Here is a 14,697-nt window from a genome sequence, read left to right as displayed (position 1 = left end):
ATTTAATCCAGTTCTTTGGCTAACCCGCTTATTTTTACGAACTTTGCAGATAATATCAGAAATCATTCAGTGTAATGAGACTAAAGATTATAGGCATAACATATCTTTTATTGTTTTCTTTCTTGTCTCTGCAGGCCCAGATATTTGAGTATATCGGAATGGAAAACGGGCTGAGCAGCCGCCGGGTCATCTCCATCCGCCAGGATGCACAAGATTATATGTGGATACTTACACACAAAGGTATCGACCGGTACAACGGCAAACAATTCAAACATTACTCCATCATCAAGGATGACGGTACCGTCAATTTTTTCCCGAACATCAATTTCCTCCGTACCGACAAAAAACACAATATATGGGAAATAGGACGCGACGGATTTGTATTCCTATATGATACGGCAAAAGATTCATTCCTACTGAAATTCGACCTGAAAGCTACTTTTTCCGGTATCAGAAGATCCCCCGTAACCTGTGCCTACATGGACCGATATTGTAATATCTGGTTCTGCAGTAACAACCGGCAGTACATCTACAACGGATTGACGGAAAAAAGCTGCGTCGTATCAGGAAGTATTCCCGGCATCATCAACTGCATCACACAAGGTGAAGGGAACCGGTACTACTTTGCCTGCGGACCAGATGTATATGAAGCACAACTGTCCGGAAATTCACTTAAGAATATCCGCAAGACCGGCATCAGCCAACCTCATATGATTGACTACATCTATTATCACGCTCCTAGCCGGCAACTGATCGTGAACACATTGCTAGACCGACTTTTCCTATACCATATCGATACACATAAGACCACTTATATGGGTACCGCATTACGCGATATCGGCATCAATACAATCATTCCGGACCGGAACAACGACAAAATCCTGCTGATAGCAAGTGATGGAGACGGCGTATACAAACTGGATACGGAAAAGCTGAAGTTATCTCCGTTCCTTCAGGAAGATACGGTCAACCCCAACCGGATGAACGGAAGTGTAATAAAAGATATCTACATGGACCAGGCCGGACGGATCTGGAATGTGGTTTACCCGACAGGAATAACTGTCTATTCGGAAAAATACCCGCAATACCGATGGCTGAAACACTCTGCCAACAATCCGAATTCACTCGTTGACGACTGCATCAACTGCATCATGACCGACTCGGAAGGCGACCAGTGGTATGCAACCAACAACGGAGTGTGCTATTATGATAAAGACAAAAGGAAATGGGTCAGCATACCTACCCGAAATATCCCCGGATCCGACAGCGAAAACAATATTTTCCTGGCACTCTGCGAGATAACTCCGGGAAGAATTCTGGCCGGAGGATATATGTCGGGGTACTACGACTTTAACAAGAAGGCCGGTAAAGCCACTTTCTACAACCAAAAGGAACTTGAAAATGTGGAAGGTCCCGACAAATACATACGGAGCATTTACCTAGATAAGGAAAAAGTTATCTGGATAGGCGGCTTTTACAGACTGAAGTCATTCGATATACAGACCCGCAAAGTTACCGAATACAACTTGGGATACCCGATAACACACATATCACAAAGAGACAGCAATTCATTGTGGATAGGAACCAGTAACGGGGTATATGTATTCAACAAGCAACAGAGGAGAATAGACCCGTTCGAATCCAAATTCGATATAGGAGGTATCAATGACATCTATACCGACAAACAAGCAGACAAAAGCTATTTCTGCACCAACGGGAACGGACTTTACGTTATCGATAACCGTACCCATGAAATGACCCGCTACTATACCCGTAACAGCGGACTGCTGAGTGACAATATCTTCAGCATAGTTACGAACAAGGAAGGCAACCTGTTTCTGGGTACAGAAAACGGACTTTCATTTTACGACCTGAAGACACAGAAATTCGTGAACTGGACCCGGGAGCAGGGACTAATGGCAGCCAGCTTCAATCCCAATGCCGCCGTCCATGCCGAAGGACGACTCATATTCGGAAGCAATGAAGGGGTTATCATCCTGCCCGACAGCACACGTATCCCCAGCGAATTCCAGAGCCACATGGTATTCACCGACCTGAACATCATGTACCACGAAGTTCATCCGGGCGAAAAGGGATCCCCACTTACCCAACCCTTGGACAAGACAGAGGTAATCCATCTGGACTACAAAGAAAATACCTTTTCACTGAACGTCTCGTCCATCAACTTCGATAATCCGTCGAACATCCTGTACAGTTGGGAACTGAAAGGCTTCTATGACGGCTGGACCCAACCCAGCCCCAATGCGCAGATCCGTTATACCAACCTGTCGCCGGGCAGCTATACACTGCACGTAAGAGCCATACTTCAAGATAATGGAGATGTACTGGAAGAACGGACCATCCGTATTGTGGTAGGACGCCCGTACTGGATGAGCATATGGGCTTTCCTCGTGTATGCACTGGCTATCGTTGGAATCATCTATGCCATTATACGCTACCAGTTAGCCAACCGCGACCGCCGCGCCTCGAAAGAAAAGATCAACTTCTTTATCCATACCGCACACGACATCCGTACACCGCTTACACTGATCAAAGCCCCGCTGGCGGAAATCCGGAAAAACGAACAGCTCAGCGAACAGGGAGAAAACAACTTGAAGCTGGCTATCCAGAGTTCAGAAACCCTGTCGGAACTGGCCAACAACCTGATGAACTTCCAGAAAGAGGAATTCTACAGTTCTACAGTCAACGTAAGCCGGTACGAACTTAACGGATACCTGCAGGAATACCTGCAACAGTTCAAGGACTATGCCGCGCAGAAAAACATCAGCGTAGAATACAGAAACGGATCCGGCGGACAGGAGGTATGGATTGACCGGAACAAGATGGATACAATCTTATGCAACCTGCTGACCAATGCTCTGAAATACACTCCCCAGGGAGGCTCCATCACCATAGAGACAAGTATGGGGAAAAACAGCTGGACCATCAAGATTACCGATACGGGAATCGGTATACCTAAAGAAGATCAGGAGAAAATGTTCAAAAAACTTTTCCGCGGGAAAAACGCTACCGACCAGCTTATTGCAGGATCGGGCATAGGTATGCTGCTCACTTATCGCCTCATCCAGAACCATCAGGGAAAAATCAGCTTTAACAGCATAGAAAACATAGGAACAACATTCCTGCTCACATTCCCGATCAGAAACCCGCATTACCAATACAGGAACGACGAAGAGAGCATACACTCTGCCGGTTCCGACAATATGCTTAAGAAGGACGGTACAGACTCTGTCGACATTGCCATCGACTATAAAGAAAGCAATACAGGCAAGGAAGACGCACCGCTTATCCTGGTAGTGGAAGACAACACAAACCTCCGTCATTTTCTGATGAATAATCTGGCGGGGACTTACCGGGTGGAAGAAGCTGAAAACGGGCAGGAAGCAATAGAGGCTGTACAGAAACAGCAGCCTGACCTGATAATCTCGGACATACTCATGCCACTGATGACTGGAGAAGAAATGTGCCGCCACCTGAAGGATGACCTGGAAACCAGTCATATACCTATCATACTGCTGACAGCTCTTGGCGACAAGAAAAATATACTGAAAGGACTGGAAAGCAAGGCCGACATGTACATCGTAAAACCGTTCGACCTCATGATTCTAAAGGCAAACATCAAGAATATATTGGAAAATCGGGAACAGATGCAGAAAAAGTTCCAACAGATCCAAAATCCTGCCCAACTGGAGGAAATCTCACTGCCTACAAGTCTGGACGATGAGTTTATCCTCAAAGTGACCGAACTCATCAAGGAAGGGCTGACCAAAGACCTTACGGTAGACACGCTCTGTGCACAGGTCAACATGAGCCGGACCAGCTTCTATAACAAGCTGAAGGCTCTGACCGGAATTGCACCGGCCGACTTTATCCGTAACATCCGCATGCAGGAAGCAGCCAGACTGTTGAAAAGCAAACGCTACAACGTTGCCGAAGTTTCCGACATGACAGGATTTGCCGATCCGAAATATTTTACCGACATTTTCAAGAAATACTACGGAATGCCACCGAGTGTATATATGAAACAACAAAACTGACATAACATGAAATTCTATCTGAACTCCTTCCTCATTTTCTGCCGTATCGGTGCCTTCACTATCGGTGGAGGATATGCCATGGTCCCACTGATCGAAGCCGAACTGGTAGACAAACGAAAATGGATAAGCAAAGAAGATTTCCTCGACCTGATGGCGTTGGCACAGACAGTACCCGGTATCTTTGCCGTAAATATCGCCATTTTTATCGGTTATAAACTCCGGAAATTCTGGGGGGCTTTCTGGATGGCATTGGGGACTATCATGCCCTCCTTCCTCATCATGCTTGCCATTGCTCTCTTCTTCCAGCATTTCAAGCAGTATCAGGCTGTAGAGAATATTTTCAAAGGTATCCGTCCGGCTGTTGTGGCCCTGATTGCCGCCCCTACATTCAAAATGGCAAAATCGGCAAAAATCAACCGGTACAACCTATGGATTCCCATAGTGTCTGCCCTGCTCATCTGGTGCCTGGGATTTTCTCCCATCTATATCATCATCCTGAGCGGATTGGGAGGCTATCTGTATGGACGTTATAAGAACAAGAACAAAAACGAACAAAAGAAAAATACATTATGATATTCCTGCAACTTTTCTATACATTCTTCAAGATAGGGCTGTTCGGTTTCGGCGGCGGATATGCCATGATTTCCATGATCCAAGGTGAGGTTGTGACCCGTTACGGCTGGCTCAGTTCAAATGAATTTACCGATATCATCGCCATGAGCCAGATGACTCCGGGCCCGATCGGAATCAACTCGGCGACCTATGTGGGCTACTCGGCTGTAGTGAACGCAGGATTTCCTCATTACATAGGGGTACTCGGATCAGCACTAGCCACCATCTCGGTAGTATTGCCTTCCTTCCTCCTGATGATGTTCATCAGTAAGGCGTTCATGAGATACCAGAAACATCCGGCTGTAATTGCCGTATTCAGCGGACTTCGTCCGGGAGTGGTAGGACTGCTGGCTGCTGCAGCCCTGGTACTGATGAACGGAGAAAACTTCGGTACAGATACGTTACAAGTCATCGTAAGTTGCCTGCTCTTTATCGGAACTTTTATCGGGACGTACCGCTACAAGATAAATCCGATACTGCTCATTATCGGAGCCGGAATTCTGGGATATCTGCTGTTCACTTTCATCATCCCGGCTTAACATTACTGAACATATCCCTAACACCATATGTTATTAAATAGACAGGCAAAAAATTCAGGAAATATATTCCTTGAAGGCATAGCCATATGTCTGACAGCACACAATTCTATTTTAATATTTAATCCAACCTAATGAAACGGAACAAAATAGCAGTATCTGCCAATATAGTACTTATAGCCCTGCTCCTGCTATCCTGCGGACAGCGAGGCAAAACCATGCACGCCCTGCAAGGCGATACCATCAGATTGTCTTATGCCCAGAACCTGTCGATAATAAAATACAGTGACTACACGATAGTAAATCTGCGCAACCCCTGGGATACGTTGAAGAATCTCCATACTTATATACTGACAAACGGAATGCAGTCCGAACAGCCTCATCTTCCGGAAGGAACTGTCATAACCGTACCGTTACGGCAGTCACTGGTCTATTCCTCCGTCCACTGCGCACTGATAGGTGAACTGGGAGCACCGCAAAGTATCAAAGGAGTATGTGACCTTCCCTATATCAATGTTCCGTTCATCAGGGAAGGATACAGCAGAGGGCATATCATTGATGCAGGTAACAGCATGAATCCCAACATAGAACGCATTATCGACATGCACCCCGACGCCATCCTGCTTTCACCTTTCGAGAACAGTGGCGGATACGGACGTATCGACAAACTGAACATCCCCATCATTGAATGTGCCGACTACATGGAGACCTCTGCTTTGGGACGAGCCGAATGGATCAGATTCTACGGCATGTTATATGGCAAGGAAGAAAAGGCCGATTCGATATTCAAAGGTATTGAAAAACGATATAAGGAACTGAAAAAACTGGCAGAAGCACAACCGTACCGTCCTACAGTAATCACGGAACTGAAAACCGGTTCGGCCTGGTATGTCCCGGGAGGAAACAGTACAACCGGAAAAGTGCTGGCCGATGCGGGATCACGCTATGTCTTTGCCGACATACCTCAAAGCGGTTCTGTTTCATTATCGTTCGAAACAGTGTTCGACCGCGGACAGCATGCCGACTTCTGGCTGATCAAATACAACCAGGAGACAGATAAGACCTACCGCGAACTGAAGAACGACTATGCACCCTATGCCAACTTCGACGCTTTCCGCAACAAAAAGATCTACGGATGCAATACCCGTTACATTCATTTCTACGAAGATCTGCCCTTTCATCCGGAGCTGCTGCTTGAAGACATGATTAAAATATTCCATCCGGACGCTATGAAGGATGAATCTCCAAAATATTTTCATAAATTAGCTGAATAAAAAATACAAGGCATTGAATCTGTCAAAAGGATACTTATATGGCATCATAGCTGCGGCAGCCATACTGCTGCTTGCCGGAGCAAACCTATTCTTCGGATCGGTCGATATTCCGCTCCGGGCTGTAGGGCATATTCTGTTGGGTGAAACGGCAGAAAAATCAAGCTGGAGTTTCATCATCTGGGAATCACGTTTTCCGCAATGTATCACAGCACTTTTGTGCGGAGCCGCCCTGTCGGCCTGCGGTCTGATGCTCCAGACGGTATTCAACAATCCACTAGCCGATCCTTCCATCTTAGGTCTCAGTTCAGGAGCCAGTCTGGGAGTGGCACTGGTCATGCTTGGAAGTGGCGGAATGATTGCTTCCGGCACTTTTGTCCTCTCCGGATTTCTGGCCGTCATAGCCGGAGCCTTTATCGGAGCCATTCTGATCATGGGCCTGATTCTATTCCTGTCCACTGTTATCCGGAACAGCATTATGCTCCTCATTGCAGGAATCATGACAGGCTATGTCACGTCTTCAGTCATTTCCTTACTGAACTTCTTCTCTACACAAGAGGGAGTCCATTCATTTGTCATCTGGGGATTGGGAAATTTTGGAGGAGTATCGCTGGAACAACTCCCTTACTTCAGTTTGGCTGTCATTGCGGGCCTGAGCATATCTGTCATGTTGATAAAGCCACTAAATGCCCTGCTTCTGGGACCTCGTTACGCCACCAATCTGGGAATCAACATACAGCGGACACGTAACCTGCTGCTTCTGGCTACCGGACTACTGACGGCCGTTACCACCGCTTTCTGCGGCCCTGTTTCCTTCATCGGTCTGGCAGTTCCCCACATCACCCGCCTCATATTGGGAACATCGAACCACAAGTCTCTGCTTCCCAATACCTTGCTTACCGGCAGTGCCATAGCATTGCTCTGTAACCTGATATGCACGGCACCGGGCGAACTGGGCCTCATCCCACTGAATGCCGTCACTCCCATCCTTGGTGCTCCCATAATACTCTATGTCATTACACGCCAAAGAAACTTCCAGTAAAAACCAATATTCATTCACACTCAGATATAACATTATGATTACAGCAGAAAACATTCTATTAGTCGGTTCAATCCTTATATTCATCAGTATCCTTATCAGCAAGACCGGATACCGCTTCGGCATACCTACCCTGCTCCTTTTCCTCATTGTAGGAATGTTATTCGGAAGCGACGGTTTCGGCATCCAGTTCAACAGTGCCTCCGATGCACAGTTTGTGGGTATGATCTCCCTAAGTATCATCCTGTTCTCTGGCGGTATGGATACCAAATTCCAGGATATCAAGCCAGTACTGTCACAAGGAATATTACTTTCGACCGTTGGGGTCCTGATAACTACCGTACTTACCGGACTCTTCATTTTCTTTCTGTCCGACCATACAGGAGCAAGCATCGAACTGACGCTGCTCGTATCACTGTTGCTGGCAGCTACCATGTCATCAACCGATTCTGCCTCCGTATTCAGCCTGCTCCGTTCACAACGCATGAACCTCAAGGAAAACTTGCGTCCGATGCTGGAACTGGAAAGCGGAAGTAATGACCCGATGGCCTACATGCTGACTATCGTACTGATACAGGTCATCAGCAGCGGAAGCGATCTGAATCTTCTGATTATCTTCAAGGACCTGTTCATCCAGTTCCTTTTCGGCGGTGTTATCGGATATGCATTCGGAAAATTTGCCGTATGGCTGATTAACCGCATAACTTTATCAAACAGCTCATTATATTCCATCCTGCTGCTCAGCATCGTTTTCATAACCTTTACACTGACCGACCTGGTCAACGGCAACGGCTACCTGGCTGTCTACATTGCGGGCGTAGTGACAGGAAACGCCAAGCTTGCCTACAGGAAAGAAACCAACACATTTATGAGCGGTCTGACCTGGCTTTTCCAGATTATCATGTTCCTTACCTTGGGTCTGCTTGTCAATCCGCATGAAATGCTGTCGGTTGCAGGAGTAGCCATACTCATCGGTGTATTCATGATTGTCATAGCACGTCCGGTGAGCGTATTCATCTGCCTGCTCCCCTTCCGTAGCATCAGCAACAAGGCACGACTCTTCGTGTCGTGGGTAGGATTACGCGGAGCCGTCCCCATCATCTTCGCCACTTATCCTGTCATAGCGGAAATACCGGGATCGAACCAGTTGTTCAATATCGTTTTCTTCATTACATTACTGTCGCTGGTAATACAGGGAATGAGTATCTCTTCCATGGCACGCTGGCTGAAACTTGACCTTCCGGAAGAAAAAGAAGGAAACGATTTCGGCGTAGAACTTCCGGATGACATCGACAGCACCCTGAAGGACATGACACTTACCAAAGAAGCGCTACAGAATGGAAACCGGCTGATGGATATGAACATCCCCAAAGGAACGCTGGTCATGCTAGTCAAACGTGGCAGTGAATTCATCATCCCCAACGGACAGGTAGAACTGAAAGTCGGCGACAAGTTACTTTTCATTTCCGATAAAAGCGAAAAAGACCCGACCCGTACACTTACAAACCAGGAAAAGGATTCCGATAACGGAAGCACCTTATCTCAAAAATAGACTGGGAAACGGTAAAAAACAGTCTGATTCCTTTCAGAAAAACAGCCTCCCCTTCTTTTCCGGCAACTCCGGAGCAGAAAGGGAGGCTGCCCTCCGTCATCCTTTTCGTCTGTATGTCATCTGCTTTTCTTTTCCAGTTCCTGAAGTGATTCCATCTTCTTTTCTGCCAGGAACTCATAGATGCCACACAAATGTTCCTTTACCCTATGATTACCGAACTCATAGACTTTCGTAACCAGTCCGTCCAGAAAATCACGGTCATGTGAAACAACGATCAATGTCCCGTCAAAGTCCATCAATGCCTGTTTCAAAATATCTTTCGTCTTCATATCAAGATGGTTGGTAGGCTCATCCAGAATCAGGAGATTTACAGGTTCTAGCAACAGCTTGATCATGGCCAGACGTGTACGCTCACCCCCAGAAAGCACTTTCACTTTTTTCATTGATTCTTCCGGGCCTCCGAACATAAAAGCCCCTAGTAAATCACGTATCTTGTTACGTATTTCCCCTTTCGCCACATCATCGACAGTCTGAAAAACAGTAAGGTTCTCATCCAATAGCGACGCCTGATTCTGGGCAAAATAGCCTATCTGCACATTATGGCCGAGTGTCAGTTTCCCCTCATGTTCAATCTCTCCCATAATACATTTTACCAGAGTCGACTTACCTTCACCGTTCTTGCCTACAAATGCCACCTTATCACCACGCTCGATAATAAGATTGGCATTCTGGAATACTACATGGTCGCCATAGCTTTTCCCTACCCCTTCCATAATCACAGGATAACTTCCGCTTCTGGGAGCAGGAGGAAACTTCAGGCGGAGCGCCGATGTATCTTCTTCGTCCACTTCAATCAGTTCCAGCTTTTCAAGCATCTTCACACGGCTCTGTACCTGTAAGGTCTTACTGTAGGTACCCTTGAAACGTTCAATGAAGTCCTTCGTTTCCTGAATCATCTTCTGCTGTTCTTCATATTGTTTCATCTGCTGCTCCCGGCGTTCCTTTCGCAGTATCAGATATTGCGAGTAATTCACTTTATAATCATAGATACGTCCCATGGTCACTTCTATGGTACGTGTTGTGATATTGTCCACGAACTTCCGGTCGTGGCTGATCACCACCACAGCCTTTGCACTGTTGATAAGGAAATCTTCCAGCCACTGGATCGATTCGATATCCAGATGATTGGTCGGTTCGTCCAGCAACAGGACATCCGGATTCTGCAGCAGCAGTTTCGCCAGTTCGATACGCATACGCCATCCGCCGCTGAAATCGCTGGTAGGACGATTGAAATCCTCACGCACGAAGCCCAATCCCAACAATGCCTTTTCCACATCCTCTTCAAAATGTGTCATATCGATGGCATAAAACTTTTCACTCATGGCCGCAACCTTCCCGATCAGATCCATATACGAATCACTCTCGTAGTCGGTACGGGTAGCCAACTCATTGTTCATACGGTCAATCTCAGCTTCCATCTCCTGCAAATGTGCAAAAGCCTGTGAAGCCTCCTCAAATACGGTACGCCCATCTTCTGTCATCAAATGCTGGGGCAAATAGGCTATTACACAATCCTTGGGTGCCGTCACCTTTCCGCGTGTAGGTTGACGTACACCGGCCAGAATTTTCAACAGGGTAGACTTTCCTGCACCGTTCTTGCCCATCAGAGCTATACGATCTCTCTCATTGATCTGAAAACAGATGTCACTAAATAAGGTGGTTCCGCCGAATTCGACGGTCAATCCATCTACTGATATCATACTAAATTAGTGGAGTTTTAGAATTTGCGTGCAAAGGTACGAATTTCCGATGAAAAAAAATCCCGATGCAGGCTGATATCAGACAATGGATCAATCAGCGTGCATCGGGATACCCAAATAAGACAACCAGATTTTATCCGGCCATCAGCAAGACAAGAAGCTGTGCCGTCAGGATTCTCAAAAACATGGACAGCGGATATACAGTCGAATATCCTACAGCCGGAGCATCGTTACCTGCAGTCTGGTTAGCATATGCCAAGGCTGGAGGGTCTGTATTACTACCGGCAATAAGTCCCATCAATGTAAAATAGTTGATCTTATGTCGCCAGCGGGCTATGATACCGATAATCACTAACGGGATAAACGTGATCAGGAAACCTACGCCCACATAAAGCAGACCGTCACCTTCAACCACAGTCTGGACGAAATTCTCTCCGGCCTTGATACCCACACTCGCCAGGAAAAGCACCAGTCCCACCTCACGAAGCATCAAATTGGCACTCATGGTTGTATAGGTCACCAGTTTCACTTTATGACCGAAACGTCCGATCAGGATGGCAATAATCAGCGGGCCACCGGCCAGACCCAGTTTTACCGGAGTAGGCATACCCGGAATGGCTATGGGCAGACTACCGAAGAGGATACCGCAAAGAATACCGATAAAGATTGTCACGATATTAGGATGGTCCAGACGCTTCAACTGATTACCCAACAGATCAGCCACACGCTCAATGGCATCTTCCGGACCGACGACCATCACACGGTCGCCCACCTGCAGAGTCAACTGGCGGGCGGCGAACAGGTCCATACCCGAACGGTTGATACGGGTCACATTCACTCCATACATACTGCTGAAATGAAGCTCACCCAAGGTCTTTCCGTTGATGGCCGGCTGTGTAACCAAAATACGACGGGAAACCATCGGTTTGTCCTGCTTCTGGTCGTCCCAGTTGATCTGATCAATTTTCGGACCGATAAAAGCCTCAATCGCTTCCGAATCATCTTCCGCACATACAATGTTCATTTCATCTCCCAGACGCAATACCGTATCGGCATTCGGAATGTGAACACGCCCATCCTGCAAGATACGGGAACACACAAAATCACGGGCAAGGAAACTCTGTACTTGCGACAGTTTCTTTCCGCTCAAAGCCTCGTTCTGTACACGTAACAGAATATTGTAAGGCTTCAGATGCGGATTGGCATCCTCTTCCCGTTGTATATCGTCGGCTTCCTTATCCAGGTTCACACGGCAGATATATCGGATTACAATCAGGGAAAGAATGATACCCATCACTCCCAAAGGATAGGCGCAGGCATATCCCATCGCAATTTCAGGTCCCTGGTAATGCAACTGCTGCAAAGCTTCATTGGCGGCACCGAGCCCCGGTGTATTCGTCACGGCACCGCAAAGGATACCTACCATCATCGGGATTTCAATACGTCCCTGCAAAGCAAAATAGACGATCAAAGCCACCGCAATATTAAGTGCTACAATACCTCCCGCCAGCAGATTCATCGTAATGCCTCCCTTCTTGAAGGAAGAGAAAAAAGACGGACCTACCTGCAGACCGATACAGAACACGAATAAAATCAAGCCGAAATCTTGTAAAAACGATAAGATAGACGGATTTCCTGTGAATCCGAAGTGTCCTACCAGAATTCCGACGAACAATACAAAAGTCACTCCAAGCGAAATGCCGAAGAACTTTATCTTCCCTAATAACACCCCAGCTGCTATCACAAAGGCATAAAGTGCGACAATATGTGCTATTGAGTTAGGGTTTGTCAATAAATCCTGTAGCCAATTCATAATATTAATTTCTAAGTGTCGGCAAATGTAAAAAAATTAAAAGACAACGTCAAATATTGACTTTAAAAAAATTCTCACTTTATTCCGCTATGTGCAATTAATTTGTATATTTGCCTACACATGCCTCAGACAGACATGAAACATTAAATCTTAATATCACATAAAAACACTGATTCACTATGGCAGATAGTAAAGAGAAACTCTTTTCGGATTTTCCCTCCGTATCTACTCAAGAATGGATGGATAAGATAACGGCCGACCTGAAAGGCGCCGATTATGAAAAGAAACTGGTGTGGAAGACCAATGAAGGATTCAAAGTGAAACCTTTTTACCGTCAGGAAGATCTGGAAGGACTGAAAACCACAGAAGGACTTCCGGGACAGTTCCCCTATATCAGAGGAAACAAGAAAGATGACAATACCTGGTTCATCCGCCAGGACATTACGGTAGAAGATCCGGCTGAAGCCAACGCCAAGGCACTGGATATACTAAATAAAGGTGTCGACTCGCTGGGCTTCAAGGTCAAGGCATCCCAACTGAACATTGAATACATACGCACTTTATTGAAAGATATCTGCTGCGAATGTGTAGAACTTAATTTCAGGACTTGCCAGCGACATACACAACAGCTGGCCGAACTGCTGGACACCTATTTCAAGGAAAAAGGATATGATCCCGAAAAACTGTACGGATCGGTAAATTTCGACCCTGTCAGCAAAATGCTGCAAAAAGGAAAGGATACCAGTCCTATCATAAGTCAGGCGAAAGGATTGGTCGAGACGCTGGCCGGTTACCCGCATTTCCAGTGCATCGCAGTCAATTCGGTCATGCTGAACAATTCCGGAGCCTATATCTATCAGGAATTGGGCTATGCACTGGCCTGGGGTAACGAATACCTGAACCGCCTGATCGAAGCAGGAGTCCCCGTTGACTTGGCTGCAAAAAAAATCCGGTTCAACTTCGGTATCAGCTCCAATTACTTCATGGAAATCGCCAAATTCCGTGCGGCACGTATGCTATGGGCCGATATCGTGAAAGCTTACAACCCGGCTTGCGACTGTGCATGCAAGATGACAGCCCACGCCGAAACATCCAGCTTCAACCTGACACTTTTCGACGCTCATGTAAACCTGCTACGAACACAGACCGAAACCATGAGCGCAGCCATTGCCGGCGTCAACTCCATTACCGTAACTCCCTTCGACAAGACTTACGAAACTCCAAACGAATTCTCGGAACGTATCGCACGCAACCAGCAGCTGCTGCTGAAAGAAGAATCTCACATGAACCGCATCGTTGACCCTGCCGGAGGTTCCTATTATATAGAGAATCTGACCGTAGCCATCGCACAACAGGCATGGAACCTGTTCCTGCAGGTAGAAGACGAAGGCGGAATGGTAAAGGCAGTACAGGCCGGAAGCGTACAAGCCACCATCAATGCCAGCAACAAGGCCCGTCATGAAGCTGTATCCAAACGCAAGGAAATCCTCTTGGGAACCAACCAATATCCTAACTTCAACGAACTGGCAGGCGACAAAGTTCCAGCCGACAAGGAACAGAAATGTGGCTGCGGAGGCGGACATCACGAGGAAGAAGCTTCATTAGCCAAACTGGTGACCGACCGTGCGGCCAGCGAATTTGAAGCGCTCCGTCTGCAGACCGAACATTCGGGCAAACGTCCGAAAGCGTTCATGCTCACCATCGGCAACCTGGCCATGCGCCAGGCACGCGCACAGTTCTCCTGCAACTTCCTGGCATGCGCAGGCTATCAGGTCATCGACAACCTGGGATTCAATACTGTAGAAGAAGGTATAGATGCCGCCATGAAGGCTCAGGCCGATATCGTGGTAATCTGTTCGAGCGATGACGAATACGCCGAATATGCCATCCCGGCATTCAAAGCCCTCAACGGACGTGCCATGTTCATCGTAGCCGGTGCTCCGGCATGTATGGACGACCTTAAGGCAGCAGGCATCGAAAACTTCATCCACGTACGCTGCAACGTTCTCGAGACCCTCAAAGAGTATAATGAAAAGTTAGGAATTAAGTAAGTACT

Annotated in this window: 9 protein-coding genes; 7 read left to right on the top strand and 2 right to left on the bottom strand. The window is 47.0% G+C overall.

Annotated features, from left to right (window positions below; translation table 11 throughout):
* The first annotated feature begins 74 nt into the window (after positions 1-74).
* The 6 genes from BQ7489_RS07785 (at position 75) to BQ7489_RS07760 (ending at position 9,068) form a co-directional block, all read left to right on the top strand.
* Positions 75-4,058, top strand: coding sequence for a hybrid sensor histidine kinase/response regulator transcription factor (locus tag BQ7489_RS07785; protein WP_072530559.1), 3,984 nt, complete (start codon positions 75-77; stop codon positions 4,056-4,058).
* A gap of 6 nt (positions 4,059-4,064) precedes the next feature.
* Positions 4,065-4,631: a chromate transporter gene (locus BQ7489_RS07780; RefSeq protein WP_072530558.1), complete on the top strand. Its 567-nt coding sequence runs from the start codon at positions 4,065-4,067 to the stop codon at positions 4,629-4,631.
* Complete coding sequence (locus BQ7489_RS07775; protein ID WP_072530557.1) at positions 4,628-5,209, top strand: chromate transporter; 582 nt, start codon at positions 4,628-4,630, stop codon at positions 5,207-5,209. The genes BQ7489_RS07780 and BQ7489_RS07775 overlap by 4 nt, the downstream gene beginning before the upstream one ends.
* Before the next feature lie 131 nt (positions 5,210-5,340).
* A complete protein-coding gene (locus BQ7489_RS07770) occupies positions 5,341-6,480 on the top strand; it encodes an ABC transporter substrate-binding protein (protein ID WP_072530556.1) in 1,140 nt (379 codons plus the stop codon).
* Positions 6,481-6,493: 13 nt separating this feature from the next.
* Positions 6,494-7,519, top strand: a complete 1,026-nt coding sequence (locus BQ7489_RS07765) for an iron ABC transporter permease (protein WP_072530555.1) — start codon at positions 6,494-6,496, stop codon at positions 7,517-7,519.
* A 31-nt stretch (positions 7,520-7,550) separates the two neighbouring features.
* Positions 7,551-9,068 (top strand): potassium/proton antiporter, encoded by a 1,518-nt coding sequence (locus BQ7489_RS07760; protein WP_083580691.1) that lies wholly within the window; start codon positions 7,551-7,553, stop codon positions 9,066-9,068.
* A 116-nt stretch (positions 9,069-9,184) separates the two neighbouring features.
* On the opposite strand, the gene BQ7489_RS07755 is transcribed toward BQ7489_RS07760, so the two are convergent.
* Together BQ7489_RS07755 and BQ7489_RS07750 are read right to left on the bottom strand one after the other, a co-directional pair.
* Positions 9,185-10,828 (bottom strand): ABC-F family ATP-binding cassette domain-containing protein, encoded by a 1,644-nt coding sequence (locus tag BQ7489_RS07755; protein WP_072530554.1) that lies wholly within the window; start codon positions 10,826-10,828, stop codon positions 9,185-9,187.
* Between the two features lie 133 nt (positions 10,829-10,961).
* On the bottom strand, positions 10,962-12,641 hold the full coding sequence (locus BQ7489_RS07750) for a putative transporter (RefSeq protein ID WP_072530553.1): 1,680 nt from the start codon (positions 12,639-12,641) through the stop codon (positions 10,962-10,964).
* A gap of 179 nt (positions 12,642-12,820) precedes the next feature.
* Between BQ7489_RS07750 and mutA the strand changes: the two genes are divergently transcribed.
* Complete coding sequence (gene mutA, locus BQ7489_RS07745; RefSeq protein ID WP_072530552.1) at positions 12,821-14,692, top strand: methylmalonyl-CoA mutase small subunit; 1,872 nt, start codon at positions 12,821-12,823, stop codon at positions 14,690-14,692.
* The last annotated feature ends 5 nt before the right edge of the window (positions 14,693-14,697 follow it).

The organism is Bacteroides ilei (assembly GCF_900128495.1).
In the GTDB taxonomy this organism is placed as follows: Bacteria; Bacteroidota; Bacteroidia; order Bacteroidales; family Bacteroidaceae; genus Phocaeicola; species Phocaeicola ilei.
This window is presented reverse-complemented; position numbering and strand designations above follow the sequence as displayed.